Source organism: Brachymonas sp. KE5, assembly GCF_057773645.1.
In genome coordinates, this window is the sequence record NZ_CM173463.1 from 1,305,072 (window position 1) to 1,327,890 (window position 22,819).

Genomic DNA, 22,819 nt, shown 5'->3' on the forward strand with positions numbered 1-22,819 from the left:
GTCTGCGGGGAGCAGACAGAACATCGCTTGTTTCTTCCGGCATCGTCGTGACAACGCAAGCAGGCTTTGCATGGCCTGTGCGATGTCGTGCAATGCCTGCAGCGAAACTGTCTGCGTGCAGCGTGGCCATCAGGAAAATCGAGAGTGGCTTTGAAAATGAAAATGGAATCCATCCGCCTGGCAGGCTTGCTTTTCTGCCTGACGCCGGTTGCTGCTGCCGTGGCGCAGACGGCAGGGCCTGTTGAGGTTGTGGCTGCATCGCAAGACACTGGCGCCAATGCAGACACCTATCGCGTCGTCGTAACGGGCGCACGATCGGAAATGCGCCTGAAGGATACGCCACAGCGTATCGAGGTGGTTACCCGCAAGGAAATCGAGCAGACACCCCACCACGATCTGGCTGACCTGCTGGACAAGACCGCCAACGTCGATATCAAACAGTATCCGGGCATGAATGCTGCCGTTTCCGTGCGCGGTTATACGCCCAGTTCTCCGATGGTGGGTGAGTCGTGGCAGACGCTGTTTCTGCAGGACGGCATCCCTGCCATCAAGGACAACATTGGCCTGATTCCCAGCCAGGGGGCCGCTCGGGTCGAGGTGCTGCGCGGACCGTCTTCTGCTTTGTATGGCGCACAAGCCATGTCTGGCGTTATCAATGTGATTCCGGTTCGCCGTACTGGCGATCTGCAGGGCGGGGTTGGCGTTTCTGTCGGCAACTTCAAGCATCGTTCGGTGCAAGCGGATATTGGCGGTGCACTGACTCCGTGGCTGAACCTGGACTATTTCGGATCATGGCAGAAGCAGGGTGACTACAAGTCCGGCGATGGCACGCGCTGGAACAACAGCGCTGCCACTCAGTACAGTCACGGACTCCGGCTCGGTTTTGAACTTGCTCCGGGCTGGACACTTGACGCTCGTGCAGATGTGGCGCGCGGCGATGATGTTGGGAACCCTGGTGCCTGGTCGGAGTATGACGGCAAGCCTACTGTCAAGGATGTGAAGCGCGATTTGTACAGTGCCAAGCTCAAGGGGGTGATGGGGCAACATGCGTTGAGCGCGGCTGTCTATTCCGGCAAGGAAACCAACACTACTTACAAGGCGCCGCCAAGCGGCCAGCGTCCGCTGGATTTCGATGCAAAAATCACCTGGCAGGGCGCACAACTCAAGGATGAATGGACCTGGGCGGATGGCTACAAGCTGGTGTATGGTGTGGATTACGACCAGACCAAGGCCGGATCGGTCAGCTACCTGTTCGGTCCCGCAACGGTTTACAACCCCGACAGCAAGCTGCAGACGACTGCCATCTACGCGCAACAGCATATGGCATTCAATAACGATCAGACCAACGTGTACGTGGGTGGACGTTATGACCGCTTCAAGCTGTCCACCTTGCCGACGGCCCTGCTGCCCAACAATACGCCGCAAAGCCGGACATTCAACCAGTTCAGCCCGAGCGCGGGTATCAAGCACTACTTTACGCCGATGGTGGCCGTGCACGCCTCGGCCGGCAAGGGCTTCATGGCGCCCAGCGCATGGAAGCTGGCAGGGGACTACTCCACGTTCTCGAACTACCGTGGCAACCCCAACCTGAAGCCCGAGAGCAGCCGCAGCGCGGATATCGGCGTCACGCTGGAACAGCCTGACTGGAACGTTGACCTGACCTTTTATGACACCCGCGTCAAGGACAAGATCGTCAGCTACAAATATCAGGAAGCAGGCAAAGGCTACACCAGTTGGATCAACGCAGATCAGGCCCGCATGCGCGGACTCGAACTCACGGCAGGCTGGGACATCAATCCCAATCTCAAACTCGGATTGGGTTATACCCATAGCCTCCGCGCCGAATCAGAGAGCAAGGGTGTATGGAAAGATCTTGAGTACGTACCCAAACACAGTGCACGCTTGACACTGGACGGCAACTGGGACAAGTTGCACACGCGAGTGGGCGCCCGTTATACCGGCAAGGCCACCAAGAGCGCCTTCTTTGCCGACTGGAGCAGTACCACCAAGCAGTACCCGGGCTACACCCTGTGGGACGCCAGCGTGGCCTACCGCTTCCTGCCGAATCACACCCTGAGCTTCAGTGTCGACAACCTGTTCGACAAGAATTACGAGTCGGTTCCCGGCTATGCCATGCCCGGCCGCGAGTTCAAGCTGGGTTACCGCTGGGACTTCAAGTAAGCTGCCGGCATGACTGTGTGGCACACGCCCGAATCCGCTGAATGTTCGCCCGTTCCGCCGCCTCGGCGGGGGCGGTGGGGCGTTACGGTGGCGGCTGGCGTGTGTCTGCTGGCAACGCTAGGGGGCTGCCAACCGGCCGACAAACCCGCTCCGCTTGGGGCGAGCAAGGCGGCCATTACCGCCAAGCCCCAGCGCATCGTCTCCCTCAACCTCTGCGCCGACCAGTTGCTGCTGCAGCTGGTCGAGCCGCAGCGTATCGCGGCACTGAGCAAGCTGGCGCATGATCCCGAGCTGTCCATGCTGGAGACGAAGGCGCGCACCTTGCCGATTGTCCGTGGCGATACGGAAGAAGTGCTGCTGCTCAAGCCCGATCTGGTGCTGGTAGGTGCCTACACCACGCGTTACACCAGCCAGATGCTGCGCGATCTCGGCATCCGCGTGGTGGAGGTGCCGCTGGCGCACAAGCTGGACGAAGTGGTCACGCAGACTGAGCTTGTCGCCGCTGCCGTCGGCGAGCCAGAGCGCGGGCAGAAGCTCGTGCAGACCATCCGCGAACAGGAGCAGGCGCTGCGCACCACCGTGCAGGGCGATCCAAAGCCCTGGCCGATCGCCGCCGAGCGCAGCTGGCAGGGCTACAGCACCGGCAAGGGCACCATGATGGATGAGCTGCTGCAACTGGCCGGCTATCGCAATGCCGGCGTGCTGGCAGGCCTCAATGGCTACGGCTATTTGCCGCTGGAGCGCCTGGTCGAAGCCCAGCCCGACCTGATGATGACCCCCGATTACGCGCGCAAGCTCCCCAGTGTGGAACCGCGTGAGCAACTGCATCCCGCGCTGGCCGGTACCAGCCTGAGCGAGACCATCCTGCCGACGCGCATGACCATCTGCGGCGGCTACTGGAGTCTGCAGGTGGCGCGCATGCTGGCGCAGCGCAAGAGCGCTTCATAATGCGGGCCATGCAAGAAACCGGAATTCGCTCCAGCCTGTGGTGGCTGCCCGCGGGGCTGCTGCTGGCGGCGTTGGCGCTCGCCTCGCTGGCCGTGGGCTATGCCGACATGAAACCGCTGCGCCTGCTGCAGGGCGCGCTGGCGGGTGAATGGGTGCCGTCGCGCATCCTGTGGGACTTGCGCGTGCCCCGCACCGTGCTGTGCGTGGCGGTGGGGGCGTCCCTGGGCATGTCCGGTGCGGCCTTGCAGGGCCTGCTGCGCAATCCCCTGGCAGAACCCGGGCTGCTGGGCGTGACAGGCGGCGCGGCGCTGGGCGCCGTGGTGGCGCTGTATACCGGTCTGGCCCAGGCGATGGTGCTGGCCTTGCCACTCGCAGGCATGGCCGGCACGGCGCTGGCCGTTGCGCTGGTGTTTGCGTTGGCGCGCCGCAACGATGACACCACCACGCTGATTCTGGCCGGTGTGGCAATTTCGGCGCTCAGCAGCGCCCTGATCGCGCTGGTGATGAACTGGTCGCGCAATGCCTTTGCCTTGCAGGAAATCGTGTTCTGGATGATGGGCTCGCTGGCCGACCGCAGCATGCGCGAAGTCGGGCTCGCCGTGCCCGCGATCCTGGTCGGGATGCTGTTGCTGTGGCAGTCCCGCCGCGGCCTGCAGGCACTGGCACTGGGCGAGGAAACGGCGCACTCGCTGGGCATCGATCTGCGCCGACTGCGCCTGCTGGTGCTGGTCGGGACGGCCTGCAGCGTCGGTGCGGCCGTATCGGTGGCGGGATCGATCGGCTTTATCGGACTCGTTGCGCCGCACCTGATGCGCCCCTGGGTCAAGGCCGATCCGGCTCGATTGCTGCCCGCTTCCGCATGGGCGGGTGCCGTGCTGCTGCTGCTGGCGGACATGGGCGTGCGCCTGCTCTACAACGAAGGACAGGAGCTCAAGCTGGGTGTGCTGACGGCGCTGATTGGTGCGCCGTTCTTCCTGTCGCTGATTCTGCGTCTGCACCGGAGGGAAGCATGAGCGCAGTGATGCAGGATCAGGCCATGCAGACGCAAGTAGCCGGCAAGGCTTCACTGTTGCAGGCCAGCGGCCTCGTGGTCAAGGCCGAGGAGCGCCGTCTGCTGGACGGCGTGCATCTCGAACTGCAGCCAGGCCAGTTGCTCGGCGTGCTGGGTCCCAACGGAGCCGGCAAGACCACGCTGCTGCGCGCCTTGCTCGGCGTGGTGCAGCCGGAGCAGGGCGCCATCACGCTGGAAGACAAGCCCCTGCAGCACTGGTCCGCACGCGAGCGCGCACGGCGCATGGCCTATCTGGCGCAGGGCCAGCAGGTGCACTGGCCGCTGCCAGTGCGAGATGTGGTCGCCTTGGGCCGTCTGCCGCACGGTGACGGCCATACGGCGTCCGGCCGCCAGGCAGTCGAGCAGGCCATGGAACTGGCCGACTGCCACACCCTGGCCGCGCGCAACGTGCAGACGCTCTCCGGCGGCGAGCGCGCCCGTGTGCTTCTGGCCCGTGCCCTCGCCACGCAAGCCCCGGTCCTGCTGGCCGACGAACCGTTGGCGGCGCTCGATCCGGCCCACCAGCTTCACATCATGGCCTTGCTGCAGCAACTGGCAGGGCAGGGCATGGCTGTCGCCGTGGTGCTGCACGATCTGACGCTGGCCTCTCGCTTCTGCACCCAGGTCTGCGTGCTGCAGCAGGGCCGCATGGTGGCCCGGGGTGCACCGCATGCCGTGCTGGACGATGATCTGCTGCAGCAGGTGTTCAACCTGCAGGTGCTGCGCATGGAGCAGCCCGGCGCTTCCTGTGTCGTGCCGTGGGAAGTCTTCGCCTGAACCGTTGTAATCGCCCTGGATGGCAGCAGTTTTGGCCGTCGCGGGGGCACTCGCATTACACGTGACGTTTACAATGGAGTCTGTCATGCCGGTAGCAGTACCGGCAGGTTTTTTCATTGGCAGAATCCTGGCACTGGCGGCTTGCGCCGACAGCTTGCATCCCTGATTCCAGACCCTCCAGCGGCCTCATGTCCACTGCGTCCACCCCCATGCAAACATTCATCACATCCTTCGAGGGCGGCAATGCCCTGACCGCGTTTCGTGCACGCCAGTTGCTGAACCAGATCCAGGCGGTGGCGCCGGGTGTGCAGGCCATCAGCGCGCGCTTTGCCCACTGGGTGGAAAGCGATACCGAACTCGATCCCGCCAGCCGCACCTCGCTGGAGCAATTGCTGACCTACGGCGAGGCCTACAACGAGCAGGGCGCTGCCAACACCACCCTCGTCGTCACCCCCCGCATCGGCACCGTGTCGCCCTGGGCGTCCAAGGCCACCGACATTGCCCGCAACTGCGGCCTGACCGAAACTGCCGGTGTGCGCCGCGTGGAGCGTGGCACCGAATACTTCCTGCACGGCGCCAGTCTGAGCGACAGCGAACGCGAAGCAGTGGCGGCTTTGCTGCACGACCGCATGACAGAAAGTGTGTTGCCTTCGCTCGACGCCGCCAAGGATCTGTTCACCCACCTCCCGGCCGCTCCCATGGAGCAGGTCGACGTGCTGCAGGGCGGCCGCGCGGCGCTGGAAGTCGCCAACAAAAACTGGGGCCTGGCCCTGGCCGATGATGAAATCGACTACCTGGTGGATGCCTTCACCACGCTGCAGCGCAACCCGACCGACGTCGAGCTGATGATGTTCGCCCAGGCCAATAGCGAACACTGCCGCCACAAGATTTTCAATGCCGAGTTCACCATCGATGGCGAGAAGCAGGTCAAGTCGCTGTTCGGCATGATCCGCAACACCGAGCAGGTGTCGCCGCAGCACACCATCGTGGCCTACAGTGACAACGCCGCCATCATGGAAGGCCGTAACAGTGAACGTTTTGTGGCCAATCGGGATACTTGCGAAGGCATGGCCTACGCAGGCGAAGAGGTGCTGCAGCACGTGCTGATGAAGGTCGAGACGCACAACCACCCGACGGCGATTTCTCCGTACGCGGGCGCAGCCACCGGCGCCGGCGGCGAGATCCGCGACGAAGGCGCCACCGGCCGCGGCTCCCGTCCCAAGGCCGGCCTGACCGGTTTTACCGTCTCCAAACTGTGGGACGGCATGAGCGATCAGCCCGGCGGCAAGCCGGCGCATATCGCCAGCCCGCTGCAGATCATGATCGAGGGCCCGCTTGGCGGCGCCGCCTTCAACGACGAATTCGGCCGCCCGAACCTGGCCGGTTACTTCCGCGAGTATGAGCAGACCATCGTCAGCAGCACTGCCGATGGCGTGCAGGTACGCCAGATGGGCTACCACAAGCCCATCATGATTGCTGGCGGCCTGGGCTCCATCGACGCCACGCAGACGCACAAGATCATGTTCCCGGCCGGCACCCTGCTGGTGCAGCTCGGCGGCCCCGGCATGCGCATCGGCATGGGCGGCGGCGCGGCCAGCTCCATGAGCAGCGGCGCCAACGCCGCGCATCTGGACTTCGACTCCGTGCAGCGCGGCAACCCCGAAATCGAGCGCCGTGCCCAGGAGGTGATCAACCACTGCTGGGCCATGGGCGACAACAACCCGATCCTGGCCATCCACGACGTGGGCGCCGGCGGCCTGTCCAATGCCTTCCCCGAGCTGGTCAACGACGCCGCACGTGGTGCCCGTTTCGACCTGCGCCAGGTGCCGCTGGAAGAAACCGGCATGGCGCCCAAGGAAATCTGGTGCAATGAGAGCCAGGAACGCTACGTCATGGCCATCGCGCCCGAGAGCCTGGCCAAGTTCCGCGCCCTGTGCGAGCGCGAGCGTTGCCCGTTTGCGGTCGTCGGCGTCACCACTGAAGAGCGTGAGCTGAAGGTGGGCGACATCGATCTGGAGACTGGCGCTGCCGCCAGGGAAGGCCAGCAGCCGGTCGATATGCCGATGAACGTGCTGCTGGGCAAGCCGCCCAAGATGCAGCGCAATGTGCAGACCATCCAGCACAAGGGCATGCCGCTGGACGTGAGCGATATCACCCTGCAGGACGCCGTGATTCAGGTGCTGAGCCACCCGACCGTGGCCAGCAAGCGCTTCCTGATCACCATCGGCGACCGCGCCGTGGGGGGCCTGACGCACCGCGACCAGATGGTCGGCCCCTGGCAGGTACCGGTGGCCGATGTAGCCGTGACCCTGACCGATTACTCTGGCGTGGCCGGCGAGGCCATGAGCATGGGCGAGCGCACCCCGCTGGCCGTGCTCGATGCTCCCGCCTCTGGTCGCATGGCCGTGGCCGAAGCCATCACCAACCTGCTGGCTGCGCCGATCGAACTGTCGCGCGTCAAGCTCAGTGCCAACTGGATGGCAGCCTGCGGCGAAGCCGGCGAAGATGCCGCGCTGTACCGCACGGTCGAGGCCGTGGGCATGGAACTGTGCCCGCAGCTGGGTGTTTCGATTCCGGTGGGCAAGGACTCGCTCTCCATGCGCACGCAGTGGCAGGATCCGACGGCTGAAGGCGCCGCCCAGAGCCGCAAGGTGGTATCGCCGGTGAGCCTGATCGTTTCCGCTTTCGCCACAGTGGACGACGTGCGCGGCACGCTCACGCCGCAACTGAACAACGAGGAAGCCGAAACCCATCTGCTGCTGGTCGACCTGGGCCACGGCCAGAATCGCATGGCCGGCAGCATTCTGAGCCAGGTGCTGGGGCAGGGCGGCGACGTGGTGCCGGATCTGGATTCTCCGCAGGATCTGGTGGAACTGGTCAAGGCCATCAACCAGCTTCGCAGCGAAGGCAAGATCCTGGCCTACCACGACCGCAGCGACGGCGGCCTGCTGGCGGCCGTGGCCGAAATGGCCTTTGCCGGCCATGTGGGCGTGGCGCTGAATATCGACATGCTGATGAGCGCCGGCGACGGCGTGAGCGACAGCCGCATGGACAGCGGCGAGAGCAAGAACTGGGCGCAGCAGGTCAGCGGCCTGCGCCACGAGCAGACGCTCAATGCCCTGTTCAACGAGGAACTCGGTGTGGTGCTGCAGGTGCGCAGTGCGGATCGCAGCGCCGTCATGCAGGTGCTGCGTGAGCACGGTCTGGGCGCCAGCAGCCATTTCATCGGTACCGTGCGCTCGGACGCCTCCGCCATGGAACTGGGCAAGGGCCAGCTCTCCATCTGGCGCGATGCGCAGCAGATCTTCGCGGCCGACCTGTTTGACCTGCATCAGGTCTGGGACAGCGTGAGCTGGAAAATCTGCCAGCTGCGCGACAACCCCGAGTGCGCAGACAGCGAGCACGCAGCCGCCGGCGTCAAGGAAGACCCGGGCATGCACGTGCACCTCACCTTCAAGCCTGAAGCACCTGCGGTGCATACCAGCCGCCCGCGCGTGGCCGTGCTGCGCGAGCAAGGCGTTAACTCGCACATCGAGATGGCCTATGCCTTCGACCGTGCCGGTTTCCAAGCCTTCGACGTGCACATGACAGACCTGCAGTCCGGCCGCGTCAAGCTGGCCGACATGCAGGGCGTGGTGGCCTGCGGCGGCTTCAGCTACGGCGATACCCTGGGTGCCGGTGTGGGCTGGGCGCGCTCCATCACCTTCAACCCGATGCTGCGCGACGCCTTCGCCCAGTTCTTCGGCCGCAATGACACCTTCGCGCTGGGCGTGTGCAACGGTTGCCAGATGTTTGCCGAACTGGCCAGCATGATCCCGGGTGCCGAGCACTGGCCGCGTTTCACTCACAACCAGAGCGCACGCTTCGAGGCGCGCCTGAGCATGGTCGAGGTACTGGAATCGCCCAGCATCTTCCTGCAGGGCATGGCCGGCAGCCGCCTGCCGATCGCCGTGGCGCATGGCGAAGGCTATGCCAACTTCACGGTGCAGGGCAACGAGAACCAGGTGCTCAAGGCCATGCGCTACGTGGACAACCACGGCCAGCCGACCGAGGTCTACCCGTTCAACCCCAACGGCAGTGCCGGCGGCCTGACGGCCGTAACCACCGCCGATGGCCGCTTCACCGCCATGATGCCGCACCCCGAGCGCGTGTTCCGCCAGATCCAGATGAGCTGGACCGATCCGAAGCAGGCGGGCGACCGCAGCGGCTTCAGCCCGTGGATGCAGATGTGGGTGAATGCGCGCAAGTGGGTGGTGTGACCTGCCCGTTGCGTAGTCCGTGAAACAGGAGCCGGCGAGAGTCGGTTCTTTTTTACATGCGTCTGGTCATTCGACCGGCTCCTGGGGCAAGGTTTGCCTCTGAGATGGCGTGATTCCTTCTGGCACCTCAAGCAGGGAGGGCAGGTTCAATTGGGATGTTTCCAGGATCGGATGGCCTGAAAACCGCACGCTATATCCTTGAGCGCCGGTTTGCAGCGCCGCAGGATAACCCAACGGCACCGTTACCTTGTCCCGAATATGCCCCGACGGGAACCCTGTCAGCACAGGCAGCCTGGTCAGGCGCCGCAGCGTATCAATCACCGTATCCAGATCGTAACTCTCGTCATACAGGTCGCGTTCCTTGCTCAGCCGAAAAGTGCCGAAAACGATGGCCTGCTGCTGTTTGAAAACTCCGGCCAGATACAGTGTTTGCAGCATCCGCTCGATGCGATAAGGCTGCTCGCCGACGTCCTCCACAAACAGAATGCCTCCTGGCACGTTCGGCAGCCACGGGCTCCCTGCCAGCGACGACAGCACGGACAAATTGCCGCCCCACCAAGTGCCGTGCAGCTTGAGCTGCCTTTCCACTGGCGCCGTAACGTCGATCTGCAACTCGCGGCTGGTCACCGTCCGGATGAACTGCTGCAGCGTATACAGGCTGGGATTCGGGCTGCCGAATTCACTGTAGAGCAGGGGTCCGGCGAAGCTGCCTGTTCTGCCCTGAGCCAGCAGCGCGAGTTGCACGGCACAGATATCGCTGTAGCCCAGCAGCAGTGTCCCAGCCTCGCGCATGCGGCCGCCCAGGGAGACCCAGTCGATGTGCGGCAGCAGGCGCATGGCGCCATACCCGCCGCGTGCGCCCAGCAAAACCTTCGGCACAGGCGCCCGCCCGCCGGCCACATCTTGCAGATCAGCAATCCGTTCGATATCCGTGCCGGCAAAGCGCTGGTGGCGGCGATAGAGTGCCTGGGTGTTATCCAGCTTGAAACCGGCGGCAAGCAGGCGATTGATTCCAGTGTGGATACGTTCCGGGTCCGCGAGGTAGCCAGAGGGCGCAAAGAATCGCAGCAAGTTGCCGTTCTCCGCCCCCGCTGCAGCCGGCGTGCGGAGCGCAAGCGTACCTCCCAGCGCCAGGGAAAGGCCCGAGCGCAGAACGGAGCGGCGAGTGGGAAAGAGGCGGTCTGGATGCATCGGGCAGGCACAATGGATGCGGAAGTTTCAGCTATCCTACACTGTCGTCAGGAATCGCCATGCGACCAGGCACCCTGATCACCAGCTTCGCTGGCGCTCGTGCGAGCACAACTTCCGGGCGGGCAGGGCATTCCCCCGGCCGCGACTTGCCGGCAAACAGCGCCACGATGGCCAGCACAGAAGTTGCGGCGTCGGTCAGCACATGGATGTAGGCGGCATGCAGGTTCAGATCATGGTGCTGTGCGCCATGAGCATCGTGCCCATGCCCATGGTCGTGGTCGTGGTCGTGTCCCCCATGCAGTAGCTTGGCGCATACAAGATTCACCCCCAGCCCGATGATCGCCACCGTGATCGCTTCGTTGTAGTGAATCGCCACGGGATTGAGCACGCGCTCCACCGATTCATACAGCATCAGCGCAGCAATCCCGAGCAGCAGCAGGGCACTGGTGTAGCTGGCGAGCACCTCCACTTTCCAGGTGCCAAAGGCAAAACGCGGATCGGCTGCATGCCTGCGCGCGTAAGCGTAGGCGAAAGCGGCAAGCCCCAGTGCGATGGCGTGTGATCCCATGTGCCAGCCATCCGCCAGCAGCGCCATGGAGCCATACCACCAGCCTCCGACAATCTCCGCCACCATCATCACGATGGTGAGCCACATGGCCAGCCGGGTGCCACGTTCCGCCAGCGGATTGCCGGTATCAAAGCAATGCCCGTGTTTGCAGGGCTGGCGCACGGGGGTGGAAGAAGTGGAAGAGAGGGACATATGCAATGCAGAAGCGGGCAAAGCGCTAGTGAAAAATAGTATACCCCCCTATACTATTTCTGCAGATCCGAAAGGGCTGCTAAGATGCCCGCCATGAGCCACACAGTTTCCGACAAGAAGCGCCTGCAGGCGCGCGTGCGCCGCATCGAAGGGCAGGTGCAGGCGCTGGGCAAGGCGCTCGACTCAGAGGCCGAATGCATGACGGTGCTGCAGCAGATTGCGTCCATCCGTGGCGCTGTCAATGGCCTGATGCTGCAGGTGCTCGAAGGGCATATCAGCGGCCACATGAGCGACCCTGACGCTAGCGTGCAGCAGCGCGAGGCCGACACGGAACAGTTGCTGGAAGTGCTGCGCAGCTACCTCAAATGACCGACATCGTGGGACTATCGTTTGCTTGGGGATACTGCCTAGGGTTTCCTCTCGGGCCCCTGGGCTAAAATGTCGGCCACCCGACGCTTTGGCCACCATCCCGGCCAAGGCACGGTAATTGCCTGATCTGCCTCCACGGCACTGGCCTATTACCAATTTTTTCTCCTCCCGCAAACTTGCGACTGCGCGCTGCAGGCTATCCCTGCAGCCGTGCGACGGCATTTGCCGGGCTTTGCATCCACGAGATCAAAGAAAGGTTCCAGCATCATGACATCCACTCATGCCCAGTGGGGCTCGCGGCTTGGCTTCATCCTGGCCGCTACCGGCTCTGCCGTCGGCCTCGGCAATATCTGGAAGTTCCCCTACATGACCGGCGTGAGCGGCGGCTCGGCCTTTGTCATCACCTATCTGCTGTGCATTGCGCTGATCGGCGTGCCCATCCTGGTGATGGAGTGGCTGATCGGCCGTCGCGCGCAAAAGAACCCGATCCAGGCCATGGAGCACGTGGCCGTGAGCGAAAACCGCTCCCGCGGCTGGAAGTGGCTGGGCATTTCCGGCGTGCTGGGCGCCTTCCTGATCCTGTCGTTCTACAGCGTGATCGGCGGCTGGGCGCTGGACTACCTGCTGCTCACGGGTAGCGGTACGTTCAGCGGCATGACGGGCAAGGAAACCGGCGCCGTGTTCGAAGGTTTCCTCGCCAACTCCAACAGCCTGCTGGTGTGGCACACGGTCTTCATGGCGCTGACCATGGGCATCGTCGCCATGGGCGTCACGTCCGGCCTGGAGCGCGCATCCAAGATCATGATGCCGGCGCTGGTCGTCGTGCTGCTGATCCTGGTGGCCAACGGCATTCTCGCCACCGACTCCTTCGGGCGCACGCTGCAGTTCCTGTTCACGCCGGACTGGTCCGCCGTGAATGGCAACGTGGTGCTGGCCGCACTGGGCCATGCCTTCTTCACGCTGTCGTTGGGCATGGGCATCATGACCGCCTATGGCGCCTACCTGGGCAAGGATGTGAACCTGCTGGGCGCGGCACGCACGGTAGTGCTGCTGGATACCTTAATCGCGCTGATGGCGGGCCTGGCGATCTTCCCGCTGGTGTTCTCGCACGGTCTCGAGCCCAGCTCCGGCCCCGGCCTGATCTTCGTGACGCTGCCCATCGCCTTCGGCAACATGCCGGCCGGCACGCTGCTGGGTACGCTGTTTTTCATCCTGCTGACCTTTGCCGCGCTGACGTCCTCCATGTCGCTGCTGGAGCCGGTGGTGGCGCTGCTGGAAGAGAAGACCCCGCTCGGCCGCAAGTCGGCCACCCTGCTGGCGGGTAGTGTGATCTGGCTGCTGGGCGTGGCCTCGCTGCTGTCCTTCAACCACTGGAGCGATGTGCAGATCATGGGCAACAACATCTTCGACTTCCTGGACAAGCTTACCAGCAAGTTCATGCTGCCGCTGACCGGCCTGGGCATCATCATCTTCGCCGGCTGGTTCATGAACCAGGAAAGCATCCGCAAGGAACTGGGCCTGGAAGGCACCGGCTACACCATCTGGAGCGTGGTCAGCCGTTTCGTGGCACCGCTTGGCGTGATTGCGGTGTTTGTCAGCATGCTGCTGGGGTAATACATGGGTGAGCGTCCGCGCCTGGCCACTGCGCCGCTGTTGGATGTTTCCGACCGGCACGCCCGCTATTTCTGGCGGCTGCTGAGCAAGAACGCCTTGCTCTATACGGAGATGATCAACCAGGGCGCCATCACGCGCGGCGCGGCCGACAGCCATCTGCGCTACAACGCCGAGGAGCATCCGGTGGCGCTGCAGCTTGGCGGCAGCGATCCGGCCATGCTGGCCGAAAGCGCGCGCATGGGCGAGCAGTGGGGTTATGACGAGATCAACCTCAACTGCGGCTGCCCGAGCGAGCGTGTGCAATCCGGTGCCTTTGGGGCCTGCCTGATGCGCGAGCCGGATCTGGTGGCCGATTGCGTCAAGGCCATGCAGGACGCGGTGCAACACGTGCCGGTCACGGTCAAGCACCGCATCGGGCTGGACAAGGACGAGAGTTACGCCATGGTGCGCGATTTTGTCGGCACGCTGGCGGACAGTGGCGTACAGCACTTCATCGTGCATGCGCGCAATGCCTGGCTCAAGGGCCTGAGCCCCAAGGAAAACCGCGAAATCCCGCCGCTGCGCTACGACGTGGTGTATCGCCTGAAGCAGGATTTTCCGCAGCTCGATATTTCACTCAACGGCGGCGTAACGACTGCGGAGCAGATCCAGGAACACTGGCGCCACGTCGACGGCGTGATGATCGGCCGCGAGGCCTGGCACAACCCGTGGTCACTCACCCGGTGGGACGGGTTGATGGCCGGCGAACCAGACCGCGCCGTCACGCTCACGCGCGACGAGGTGGAACTGGCCATGGTGGACTACATGGAGCGCGAAGCCGCCCGGTACGACACCTGGTGGTATGCCGTGGCCCGCTGCATGCTGGGCCTGCGCCACGGCCAGCGCGGGGCGCGGCGCTGGCGCCAGGTATGGAGCGACCATCGCCTCAAGAGTGCACGTGCGCGCGAGGTGTACGACCTGGCGCAGAAGGCATTACACTCGTCGCCGCCGGCGCTGGAGCAGGACGCGGACTGACGCGCACGCCCTCATGTCTGCACGTATTCACTTTCCCACGGTCGGCAAGGGGCTGACGGACAGCCTGTCGATCGGACTGGGCTATTTTCCGATTGCCGTCTCGTTCGGCCTGGCCGCGATCCAGGCGGGTTTCGCTCCCTGGCTGGCGATTCTGGTCTCGCTCACCGTGTACGCGGGCGCTGCCCAGTTCGTGCTGGTGGCCCTGGCTGCGGCCGGGGCAGGGGCCTTTGGCATCATTTCCACCGTGCTGCTGATGAATGTGCGTCATCTGTTCTACGGGCCGTCCGTTCTCGACAAGCTTGGCAGTACGCGCCAGCGCCTGCCTTTGCCGGTTTTGGCTTTCGGCCTGACGGACGAAGTCTATGCCACCTCCATCGGCCGGCTGGACCGGATCGCCCCGGAGCAGCGGCAGGACTGGTATCTGGGCATGCAACTGGGCGCCTATGCCTCGTGGGTGTCGGGCACGGCAGTCGGTGCCTTGCTGGGTCACCAGCTCGGCCAGCAGGCACCGTGGCTGCGCGAGACGCTGGATTTCGTGCTGCCTGCGCTGTTCTTTGCCTTGCTGCTGGAAATCCTGCGCCACACGCGTTTGCGCGTTACGCTTGGGGCTATGCTGGCCACGGCCGTCCTGCTGTGGCTGCTGCCGGGGCATATCGCCATGCTTGGCGGACTGGCCAGCGGCGCCATTCTGGGCGCGTGGGATGGCGCGCGTGATCCTGATCCGGCCACCGAAGCGGAGGGCGCACCATGAACACCGCCAACCTGTGGTGGATCATCCTGCTCTGCGGCCTGGGGACCTTCGTGCTGCGCCTGTGGCCCATGCGCTGGCACCAGGGGCGGGGCGACGAGGCCATGCAGCCCTGGCTGCGCGGAGCCTTGCAGGCACTCGGCCCGGCGGCCATCGGCGCCTTGCTGGTGGCTTCGCTCTGGTCGCAATGGCAGTGGGGGCAGCCGGTCTGGCCGCTCGCGCGGGTGCTGCTGTCCCTGCTGGCCATCGTGCTGGCGCGCCGTGTCGCCGGCGGTGTTGCACTGCCGACGCTGGCGGGGATTCTGGCCTACGGCGGTCTTTCCTACGCGCTCGCCTGAGCCCTTGCTCGGGCTTTCCCGAGTCCGGCAGAGTGCACTACCTCCGTAGAGCCCGGCGCAAGTCGCGTTCTTTCGTACTCCATGGGTTTACCCTTGTAGGGACTTCACATTTAATGTGCGATTTCTCCCCTACAATCGGCTGAAAATAAAACGACCGTACTTTTCTGCTTGTCGGCAGATGCGGTTTTCCGTTCCGTCTGCCGCAGGGAAGACGGAACTCCAGCCGGAGACTCACTTCCATGACAGCGCATTTCGCCAAGCGCGGCCCGGTGGCCGTCATCACTCTCGACAACCCGCCCATGAACGGGCTGGGCCTGGCCACCCGCAAGGCCTTCATGCAGGCCCTGCAGCAAGCCGAACAGGACGCAGACGTCCGGGCCATCGTCATCAATGGTGCAGGCAAGCAGTTCTGCAGCGGGGCAGACATCAAGGAGTTCGGCACCGATCTCGCCTTTGCCGAACCCAACCTGCACACCATGATCCACGCGGTCGAGCATGCCACCAAGCCTGTCGTGGCGGCCCTGCATGGACTGACCATGGGCGGCGGCCTGGAACTGTCGCTGGGCTGCCATTACCGCGTGGTGGCGGCCGGCACGCAGATTGCTCTGCCCGAAGTCAAGCTCGGGCTGCTGCCTGGCGCAGGCGGCACGCAGCGTCTGCCGCGTGTGCTGGGGGTGGAGCCGGCACTGAACATGATCATCACGGGCAACAGCGTGCCCGCCGAGATGCTGGCCCAGGCTCCGGGCCAGAAGCTGTTCGACAAGCTGGTCCCCAGCGCAGAGACCCTGCTGCACGAAGCCGTCGCCTTTGCCGAAAGCATCGCCGACGTGCGTCCGCTGCCGCAAGTGCGCCAGCTGCCTTGCGCCCATCCGCAGGGCGAAGCCTATTTCCAGTTCGCCCGCAACATGGCGCGCGGCATGGCCAAGAACCTCCCCGCACCCGCCAAGTGCGTGGACGCCGTGCAGGTCGCCACGCAAACCCGCCTGGACGAAGGTCTGCTCAAGGAGCGCGACCTGTTCCTGGACCTGATGATGACGCCCGAATCGCGTTCGCTGCGCCATCTGTTCTTCGCCGAGCGCGCCACCAGCAAGATTGCCGACGTTCCGGCCGACACGCCGCTGCGTCCGGTGCAGAAGGTCGGCATCATCGGCGCCGGCATGGGCGGCGGCATTGCCATGAACTTCCTCAACGCCGGCATCCCGGTGCTGCTGCTCGAAATGAAGCAGGAGGCGCTGGACCGCGGTGTTGCCACCATCCGTGGCAATTACGAAGCCCAGCTCAAGAAAGGCAAGCTCAAGGCCGACAAGCTGGAGCAGCGCATGGGCCTGCTGCACACCACGCTTGACTACGCTGATCTGAAAGACGTCGATCTGGTGATCGAAGCCGTATTCGAGGACATGGGCGTGAAGGAGCAGGTGTTCCGCAAACTGGATGAAGTCTGCAAGCCCGGCTGCATCCTGGCCAGCAATACCTCCACGCTGGATCTGAATCGCATTGCCTCCTTCACCCATCGTCCGCAGGACGTGGTGGGCCTGCATTTCTTCAGCCCCGCCAATGTGATGAAGCTGCTGGAAGTGGTTCGTGGCGAACAGACTGCCAAGGACGTGCTGGCTACCGTCATGGCTCTGGCCAAGAAGATCCGCAAGATTGCCGTTGTCTCCGGCGTGTGCGACGGGTTCATCGGCAACCGCATGGTCGGCGAGTACCTGCGCCAGGCCGGCTTCCTGCTGGATGAGGGTTGCACGCCGCAGCAGGTCGATCGCGCGCTGGAGCAGTTCGGCTTCCCGATGGGCCCGTTCCGCATGTCCGACCTGTCCGGCAACGACATCGGTTGGGCCATCCGCAAGCGCCTGTATGTCGAGCGCCCCGGCTACCGCTTCAGCGGCACCGCCGACAAGCTGTGCGAAATGGGCCGTTTCGGCCAGAAGACCGGCGCCGGCTGGTACGACTACGCTGCCGGCAAGCGCGACGCGCAGCCAAGCGCGCAGGTCAACCAGATGATCGAGGACCATCGCAAGGAAAAAGGCATCACGCCGCGCAAGGTGAGCAATGACGAAATCGTCAAGCGCCTGGTGCTGGCACTGGTGAACGAGGGCGCACGCATCCTCGACGAAGGCATTGCCAGCAAGTCCGGCGACATCGACATGGTCTACATCGCAGGCTATGGCTTCCCGATCCACCGCGGCGGCCCCATGCACTACGCCAACGAACTGGGCCTGAACCAGGTACTCACGGCCATGCGCGACTTTGCACGCAACCCGCTGGACGATGCCGAATTCTGGCAACCCGCCCCCTTGCTGCAGCGTCTGGTCGCCGAAGGCAAGCAGTTCGCCTGACCCATAAACAGAACAACGAGGAGATTTTTGCCATGACCTCTGCCGTCATCGTATCCACTGCACGCACCCCGCTGGCCAAGAGCTGGAAGGGTTCCTTCAACCTCACGCACGGCGCCACGCTGGGCGGCCATGTGGTGCAGCACGCCGTCCAGCGCGCCGGCATCGACCCTGCCGAAGTGGAAGACGTGATCATGGGCTGCGCCTTGCCCGAAGGCGCCACCGGCGCCAACATTGCACGCCAGATCGTGATTCGCGCCGGTCTGCCGGATTCCGTTTCCGGCATGACGGTGAACCGCTACTGTTCCTCGGGACTGCAGACCATTGCGCTGGCCGCACAGCGCATCATCGCAGGGGAGGGCAGTGTCTATGTTGCCGGTGGCCTGGAAAGCATTTCCTGCGTGCAGCAGGAGATGAACCAGCATATGCTGCAGGACCCGTGGCTCGCCGCAAAGCGCCCCGACATCTACCTGAACATGCTGCAGACTGCCGAAGTCGTGGCCAAGCGTTACGGCATCGCGCGCGAAGCCATGGACGCTTACGGCGCCGTCAGCCAGCAGAAGGCCTGCGCCGCTCAGGCAGCCGGCCTGTTTGAGGCCGAGATTGCGCCCATCACCGTCACCGCCGGCATTGCTGACAAGACCTTGGGCCTGATCACGCGCGAAGTCACCGTCAGCAAGGACGAGGGCCTGCGTGAGGGCACCACGCTCGAAGCCGTCGCCGGCTTGCGCTCCAGCCTGCCGGGCGGCACCATTTCCGCCGGCAACGCCAGCCAGTTCTCTGACGGTGCCGGTGCCTGCGTGGTGATGGACGAGAAGCTGGCCGAACAGCGTGGCCTGCAGCCGCTGGGCCGCTTCCTCGGCTTTGCCGTGGCCGGCTGCGCGCCCGACGAAATGGGCATCGGCCCGGTGTTTGCCGTGCCCAAGGTGCTGGACCGTCTGGGACTGAAAGTGGACGATATCGACCTGTGGGAACTGAACGAAGCTTTTGCCGTGCAGGTGCTGTACTGCCGCGACCGCCTCGGCATTCCCGAAGATCGCCTCAACGTGAACGGCGGCGCCATCGCCGTCGGCCACCCTTACGGCATGAGCGGTCAGCGTCTGGTGGGCCATGCGCTGATCGAGGGCAAGCGCCGTGGCGCGAAGCGCGTTTGCGTCACCATGTGCATTGGTGGCGGCATGGGGGCTGCGGGCGTGTTCGAAGTGCTGTAAGCTGTGCGCTTTTCTGCACTTCGTTACCGCACACCATGATCAAGCACATCGTCATCTGGACCCTGCACAACCCCGCCGACGCACCGCGCATGAAAGCGCTGCTGGAAAGTTGCCGCAACGTGGTGCCCGGCATCCTCGCGCTGGAGGCGGGCATCCGCACCGACGGACTGGAGGCCAATGCCGATGTGGTGCTGTATTCGGCCTTCGAAAGCAGGGAAGTGCTGGACGCCTACCAGGAGCATCCGGATCACATGGCGGTGAAGGCGCAAGTCAAGCCGCTGTGTTCCAGCCGTACCGTGGTGGATTACGAGGTATGAGCGGCGGGCACGACGTGTCCGCCGCGGCACCTGCTGGCGACAGCCTGGCGAAGCAGCCCGAACGCATCAACGTGCCCCATATACCCTTCGTGGAACATCTGGGCATCGTCACGGAAAAATCAGCCAACGGCGAATCCCTGTTGCGCTACACCCCGCAGCCGGAGCACCTCAATTCCTTCAACGTGGTGCACGGTGGCGTCTGCATGACCCTGCTTGATGTGACGCTCGCCGCCTCGGCGCGCTGCCTGGAGCCCAATATGGGCGTGGTCACCATCGAGATGAAGACCAGCTTCATGCAACCGGCACAGGGCACGCTGATTGGCAAGGGCCGCCTGATCCACCGCACCGCCACCATGGCGTTTACCGAAGGCACGCTCTACAACGAAGCGGGCAAGCCGTGCGCACATGCCACCGGCACATTCAAGTTCGTGCGCAAGCTGGCCGTGGGCAGCAAGAAGGCGCAGGAACTGCACCTGCCGAAAGAGTTGGATCAGGTAATTTCTTCTGACTGATTTCGGGATGCGGGCTTGCTTGCCCGCCCCAAGCCAGACTCAGACGCGCGGCGTCACGTCCTCGACTGTCCGGGTTGCCGTAGGTCGCACACGACCCTCGAACCGGTCTTCCAGTTCGCCCATATAGGCCGCAAGCGTATTGCCGCTGCTGTCGACTTTGGCGCTCACCTCCTGCTGGAGCGTGGCCATGCGCTGCTCGAACCACTGTTTCAGTTCGTTCTGGCGCGTCTTCGAGTCGGCCTCGATCTGGTCGATCACGCCGCGCAGTTCGGTAAAGCGGCTGATTTCGGCCTTGTTGGCCAGCTCGCGCTGGGCGTTCAGTTCCTTGGTGTGGTTGCGCGATTCCAGCAGGGACGCGGTCTGCAGGGTGACGGCATAAACCAGGAACAGGATCACCGCCAGCCCCAGAATGCCCAGCATCACCAGGCCGAGCGGCCCCTGCACCTCGGACATGCCCAGGTTCAGTGTCGTCTGGCGTGACAGCTCACCCCAGTTCAGGGCCACGAAAGCCGCGACGAGAATGAAAAAGATGATCATCAGAATGGTGCGGTTGCGCATGGTGTTCTCCTTGTGCCTGTGGCCAGCCTTCTGGTGACCTTTCGGGAGAATATAACGGATGCAGGGCCGCTGAAACAATGCCTCCGGAGCAAGGTGCTACGGCACGTGAACTTGTGCCTGTTTTTGTATCCTGCTCGCACGCCAGCGAGTGGCTGCATTTGTGGCACACTGGTGCGTTTTTCGGACAGTGAACCACGCGAACTGCGAGTGAGCGGTGGTTCTGAGGATGCTTCCAGTGCAAAAAATCATCGAACAAATCGCCAGTGAAATCAAGGTGCTGCCACGTCAAGTTCAGACTGCAGTTGAACTTCTGGACGGCGGCGCAACCGTACCCTTCATCGCCCGCTACCGCAAGGAAGCCACCGGCGGCCTGGACGATGCGCAACTGCGCGAACTGGAAACTCGCCTGTCCTACCTGCGCGAACTGGCCGACCGCCGCGCGGCCGTGCTCAAGAGCATCGACGAGCAGGGCAAGCTGACGCCCGAACTGCGTGCGGCCATCGAGATGGCCCCCACCAAGCAGGAGCTGGAAGACCTGTACCTGCCTTACAAGCCCAAGCGCCGCACCAAGGGCCAGATGGCGCGTGAATTCGGTATCGAACCACTGGCCGACAAGCTGTTTGCCGACCCATCGCTCGACCCGCAAGTCGAGGCGCAGGCCTTCGTTCAGGCCGAAAAAGGTGAGGGCGGTGAAGACTTCACCACCGTGCCGGCTGTGCTCGACGGTGTGCGCGACATCCTGAGCGAGCGCTGGGCCGAAGACGCTGCGCTGGTGCAGAACCTGCGCGAATGGATGTGGCACGAGGGCCTGTTCCAGAGCAAGTTGATGGCCGGCAAGAACGAGAATGACGCCGAAGTGGCCAAGTTCCGCGATTACTTCGACTACGACGAGCCGATCGGTCGCGTGCCGTCGCACCGCGCCCTAGCGGTTTTCCGCGGGCGTGCGCAGGACATTCTCGACGCCAAGCTTGTGCTGCCCGACAGCATCCTGCCCGAAGGCGAAAAGCCGAAGCCGGGTCAGCCCAGCCTCGCCGAGGGTAAGATTGCCCTGCACCTGGGCTGGAGCCACCAGAACCGTCCCTCCGACGACCTGCTGCGCAAGTGCGTCGCATGGACCTGGCGCGTCAAGCTGGCCCTGTCCATCGAGCGCGACCTGTTCGCCCGTCTGCGGGAAGAGGCCGAAAAGGTCGCCATCAAGGTGTTTGGCGACAACCTGCGCGATCTGCTGCTGGCTGCACCGGCCGGACAGAAGTCCGTCATGGGCCTCGACCCGGGCATCCGCACTGGTGTGAAGGTGGCCGTGGTCGATGCCACCGGCAAGCTGGTCGATACCGCCACGGTGTTCCCGCACGAGCCGCGCAAGGACTGGGAAGGGAGCCTGCATACGCTGGCGCGCCTGTGCGCCAAGCATAGCGTCAACCTGATCGCCATCGGCAATGGCACCGCCAGCCGCGAAACCGACAAGCTGGCGGGTGACCTGATCAAGCTGCTGGACAAGATGGCGGCCTCCAACAACGTCGAGAAGCTGGCCATTCAGAAGGTGGTGGTGAGCGAAGCGGGGGCTTCCGTCTACAGCGCCAGCGAATACGCCAGCCAGGAAATGCCCGATGTGGACGTCAGCCTGCGCGGCGCCGCCAGTATTGCACGCCGCCTGCAGGATCCGCTGGCCGAACTGGTCAAGATCGATCCCAAGAGCATTGGCGTGGGCCAGTACCAGCACGATGTGAACCAGAGCGAACTGGCGCGTACGCTGGATGCCGTAGTGGAAGACTGCGTGAACGCGGTCGGCGTGGATCTGAATACTGCCAGCGTGCCGCTGTTGAGTCGCGTCTCCGGCTTGTCCGCCACCGTGGCCAAGTCGGTGGTACGCTGGCGCGAAGCCAACGGCGCCTTTGCCAACCGCCAGCAGCTGCTCAAGGTGACCGGCCTCGGCCCCAAGACCTTCGAACAGAGCGCCGGCTTTCTGCGCATCCGGGGCGGCGACAACCCGCTGGACCTGACCGGCGTGCACCCGGAAACCTATCCGGTGGTCCAGCAGATCATCGCCAAGGCGGGCAAGCCGGTGCAGGAGGTGATGGGCCGTGCCGAACTGCTCAAGACACTGCGCCCCGAGCTGTTCGCCAATGAACAGTTCGGTGTCATCACCGTCAAGGACATCCTGCAGGAACTGGAAAAGCCCGGCCGCGACCCCCGCCCGGACTTCGCCGTGGCCCGCTTCAATGACGGCGTGGAAGACATCGCCGACCTGAAGGAAGGCATGGTGCTGGAAGGCACGGTCAGCAACGTGGCCGCCTTCGGCGCCTTCGTCGATCTGGGTGTGCACCAGGATGGTCTGGTCCACGTCAGCCAGCTGGCCAACAAGTTCGTCGAGGATGCGCGCGAGATCGTCAAGACCGGCCAGATCGTCAAGGTCAAGGTGCTGGAAGTGGACGTGCCGCGCAAGCGCATCAGCCTGACCATGAAGCTGGATGCCCCCACCGGCAAGCGCGAGCCGCGCGAGAACCGCTACGAGGGCGCGGGTCGCGGCCAGCAGCAACGCCCTGGCGGCTATGGGCGCGGCCAGTCGCCACAGCCGCAGGCCACGGCGATGGCCTCAGCCTTCGAAAAGCTCAAGGGGTTGCAGAAGCGGTGATTCATC

The 22,819-nt window shown here is 64.1% G+C and carries 17 protein-coding genes and 1 pseudogene; 15 read left to right on the forward strand and 3 right to left on the reverse strand.

Annotated features, from left to right (window positions below):
• The first annotated feature begins 162 nt into the window (after positions 1-162).
• From ACX36O_RS06210 to purL, 5 genes are all read left to right on the forward strand, one after another.
• Positions 163-2,181 (forward strand): TonB-dependent receptor plug domain-containing protein, encoded by a 2,019-nt coding sequence (locus ACX36O_RS06210; RefSeq protein WP_488360207.1) that lies wholly within the window; start codon positions 163-165, stop codon positions 2,179-2,181.
• 99 nt (positions 2,182-2,280) lie between these two features.
• On the forward strand, positions 2,281-3,129 hold the full coding sequence (locus ACX36O_RS06215; RefSeq protein WP_213360537.1) for an ABC transporter substrate-binding protein: 849 nt from the start codon (positions 2,281-2,283) through the stop codon (positions 3,127-3,129).
• An 8-nt stretch (positions 3,130-3,137) separates the two neighbouring features.
• Positions 3,138-4,142: a FecCD family ABC transporter permease gene (locus tag ACX36O_RS06220; RefSeq protein WP_488360208.1), complete on the forward strand. Its 1,005-nt coding sequence runs from the start codon at positions 3,138-3,140 to the stop codon at positions 4,140-4,142.
• Positions 4,139-4,957 (forward strand): heme ABC transporter ATP-binding protein, encoded by an 819-nt coding sequence (locus ACX36O_RS06225; protein ID WP_213360541.1) that lies wholly within the window; start codon positions 4,139-4,141, stop codon positions 4,955-4,957. Before ACX36O_RS06220 ends, ACX36O_RS06225 begins: the two co-directional genes overlap by 4 nt.
• A 209-nt stretch (positions 4,958-5,166) precedes the next feature.
• Entirely contained in the window at positions 5,167-9,216 is a 4,050-nt protein-coding gene (gene purL, locus ACX36O_RS06230; RefSeq protein WP_213360544.1) for a phosphoribosylformylglycinamidine synthase, read from the forward strand.
• Between the two features lie 66 nt (positions 9,217-9,282).
• Here the strand turns inward: purL and ACX36O_RS06235 are convergent, their stop codons facing one another.
• Positions 9,283-10,287, reverse strand: a complete 1,005-nt coding sequence (locus ACX36O_RS06235; RefSeq protein WP_371698756.1) for an LD-carboxypeptidase — start codon at positions 10,285-10,287, stop codon at positions 9,283-9,285.
• Between the two features lie 268 nt (positions 10,288-10,555).
• Positions 10,556-11,167, reverse strand: a pseudogene (locus ACX36O_RS06240) (cation diffusion facilitator family transporter); the annotation flags it as partial.
• A gap of 93 nt (positions 11,168-11,260) precedes the next feature.
• Here ACX36O_RS06240 and ACX36O_RS06245 point away from each other — a divergent pair.
• The 9 genes from ACX36O_RS06245 to ACX36O_RS06285 all read left to right on the forward strand — a co-directional run bounded on the left by ACX36O_RS06245 (position 11,261) and on the right by ACX36O_RS06285 (position 19,623).
• Entirely contained in the window at positions 11,261-11,536 is a 276-nt protein-coding gene (locus ACX36O_RS06245; RefSeq protein ID WP_213360553.1) for a metal/formaldehyde-sensitive transcriptional repressor, read from the forward strand.
• 267 nt (positions 11,537-11,803) lie between these two features.
• Positions 11,804-13,150, forward strand: coding sequence for a sodium-dependent transporter (locus ACX36O_RS06250; protein ID WP_213360555.1), 1,347 nt, complete (start codon positions 11,804-11,806; stop codon positions 13,148-13,150).
• A 3-nt stretch (positions 13,151-13,153) separates the two neighbouring features.
• Positions 13,154-14,164, forward strand: a complete 1,011-nt coding sequence (dusA, locus tag ACX36O_RS06255) for a tRNA dihydrouridine(20/20a) synthase DusA (protein WP_213360559.1) — start codon at positions 13,154-13,156, stop codon at positions 14,162-14,164.
• Positions 14,165-14,177: 13 nt separating this feature from the next.
• Positions 14,178-14,915 (forward strand): AzlC family ABC transporter permease, encoded by a 738-nt coding sequence (locus ACX36O_RS06260; protein WP_213360562.1) that lies wholly within the window; start codon positions 14,178-14,180, stop codon positions 14,913-14,915.
• Entirely contained in the window at positions 14,912-15,250 is a 339-nt protein-coding gene (locus ACX36O_RS06265; protein WP_213360563.1) for an AzlD domain-containing protein, read from the forward strand. The genes ACX36O_RS06260 and ACX36O_RS06265 overlap by 4 nt, the downstream gene beginning before the upstream one ends.
• A gap of 239 nt (positions 15,251-15,489) precedes the next feature.
• Positions 15,490-17,586 (forward strand): 3-hydroxyacyl-CoA dehydrogenase NAD-binding domain-containing protein, encoded by a 2,097-nt coding sequence (locus ACX36O_RS06270; RefSeq protein WP_488360209.1) that lies wholly within the window; start codon positions 15,490-15,492, stop codon positions 17,584-17,586.
• A 32-nt stretch (positions 17,587-17,618) separates the two neighbouring features.
• Positions 17,619-18,794 (forward strand): acetyl-CoA C-acyltransferase, encoded by a 1,176-nt coding sequence (locus tag ACX36O_RS06275; RefSeq protein WP_213360565.1) that lies wholly within the window; start codon positions 17,619-17,621, stop codon positions 18,792-18,794.
• Positions 18,795-18,829: 35 nt separating this feature from the next.
• Positions 18,830-19,111, forward strand: a complete 282-nt coding sequence (locus ACX36O_RS06280; RefSeq protein WP_213360566.1) for a Dabb family protein — start codon at positions 18,830-18,832, stop codon at positions 19,109-19,111.
• Positions 19,108-19,623 (forward strand): PaaI family thioesterase, encoded by a 516-nt coding sequence (locus tag ACX36O_RS06285; RefSeq protein ID WP_213360567.1) that lies wholly within the window; start codon positions 19,108-19,110, stop codon positions 19,621-19,623. Before ACX36O_RS06280 ends, ACX36O_RS06285 begins: the two co-directional genes overlap by 4 nt.
• A gap of 39 nt (positions 19,624-19,662) precedes the next feature.
• Here ACX36O_RS06285 and ACX36O_RS06290 read toward each other — a convergent pair whose 3' ends face one another.
• Positions 19,663-20,181, reverse strand: coding sequence for a LapA family protein (locus ACX36O_RS06290; RefSeq protein ID WP_213360570.1), 519 nt, complete (start codon positions 20,179-20,181; stop codon positions 19,663-19,665).
• A gap of 235 nt (positions 20,182-20,416) precedes the next feature.
• Between ACX36O_RS06290 and ACX36O_RS06295 the strand changes: the two genes are divergently transcribed.
• Positions 20,417-22,813 (forward strand): Tex family protein, encoded by a 2,397-nt coding sequence (locus ACX36O_RS06295; RefSeq protein WP_488360210.1) that lies wholly within the window; start codon positions 20,417-20,419, stop codon positions 22,811-22,813.
• Positions 22,814-22,819 lie beyond the last annotated feature (6 nt).

Excerpts from the sequence above, each read along its gene's own strand:
- ACX36O_RS06275 (WP_213360565.1), top strand. The coding sequence starts at position 17,619 with ATGACCTCTGCCGTCATCGTATCCACTGCACGCACCCCGCTGGCCAAG.
- purL (WP_213360544.1), top strand. The coding sequence starts at position 5,167 with ATGCAAACATTCATCACATCCTTCGAGGGCGGCAATGCCCTGACCGCG.
- ACX36O_RS06265 (WP_213360563.1), top strand. The coding sequence starts at position 14,912 with ATGAACACCGCCAACCTGTGGTGGATCATCCTGCTCTGCGGCCTGGGG.
- ACX36O_RS06260 (WP_213360562.1), top strand. The coding sequence starts at position 14,178 with ATGTCTGCACGTATTCACTTTCCCACGGTCGGCAAGGGGCTGACGGAC.
- ACX36O_RS06210 (WP_488360207.1), top strand. The coding sequence starts at position 163 with ATGGAATCCATCCGCCTGGCAGGCTTGCTTTTCTGCCTGACGCCGGTT.
- ACX36O_RS06290 (WP_213360570.1), bottom strand. The coding sequence starts at position 20,181 with ATGCGCAACCGCACCATTCTGATGATCATCTTTTTCATTCTCGTCGCG.
- ACX36O_RS06270 (WP_488360209.1), top strand. The coding sequence starts at position 15,490 with ATGACAGCGCATTTCGCCAAGCGCGGCCCGGTGGCCGTCATCACTCTC.
- ACX36O_RS06280 (WP_213360566.1), top strand. The coding sequence starts at position 18,830 with ATGATCAAGCACATCGTCATCTGGACCCTGCACAACCCCGCCGACGCA.
- dusA (WP_213360559.1), top strand. The coding sequence starts at position 13,154 with ATGGGTGAGCGTCCGCGCCTGGCCACTGCGCCGCTGTTGGATGTTTCC.
- ACX36O_RS06250 (WP_213360555.1), top strand. The coding sequence starts at position 11,804 with ATGACATCCACTCATGCCCAGTGGGGCTCGCGGCTTGGCTTCATCCTG.
- ACX36O_RS06225 (WP_213360541.1), top strand. The coding sequence starts at position 4,139 with ATGAGCGCAGTGATGCAGGATCAGGCCATGCAGACGCAAGTAGCCGGC.
- ACX36O_RS06245 (WP_213360553.1), top strand. The coding sequence starts at position 11,261 with ATGAGCCACACAGTTTCCGACAAGAAGCGCCTGCAGGCGCGCGTGCGC.
- ACX36O_RS06220 (WP_488360208.1), top strand. The coding sequence starts at position 3,138 with ATGCAAGAAACCGGAATTCGCTCCAGCCTGTGGTGGCTGCCCGCGGGG.
- ACX36O_RS06285 (WP_213360567.1), top strand. The coding sequence starts at position 19,108 with ATGAGCGGCGGGCACGACGTGTCCGCCGCGGCACCTGCTGGCGACAGC.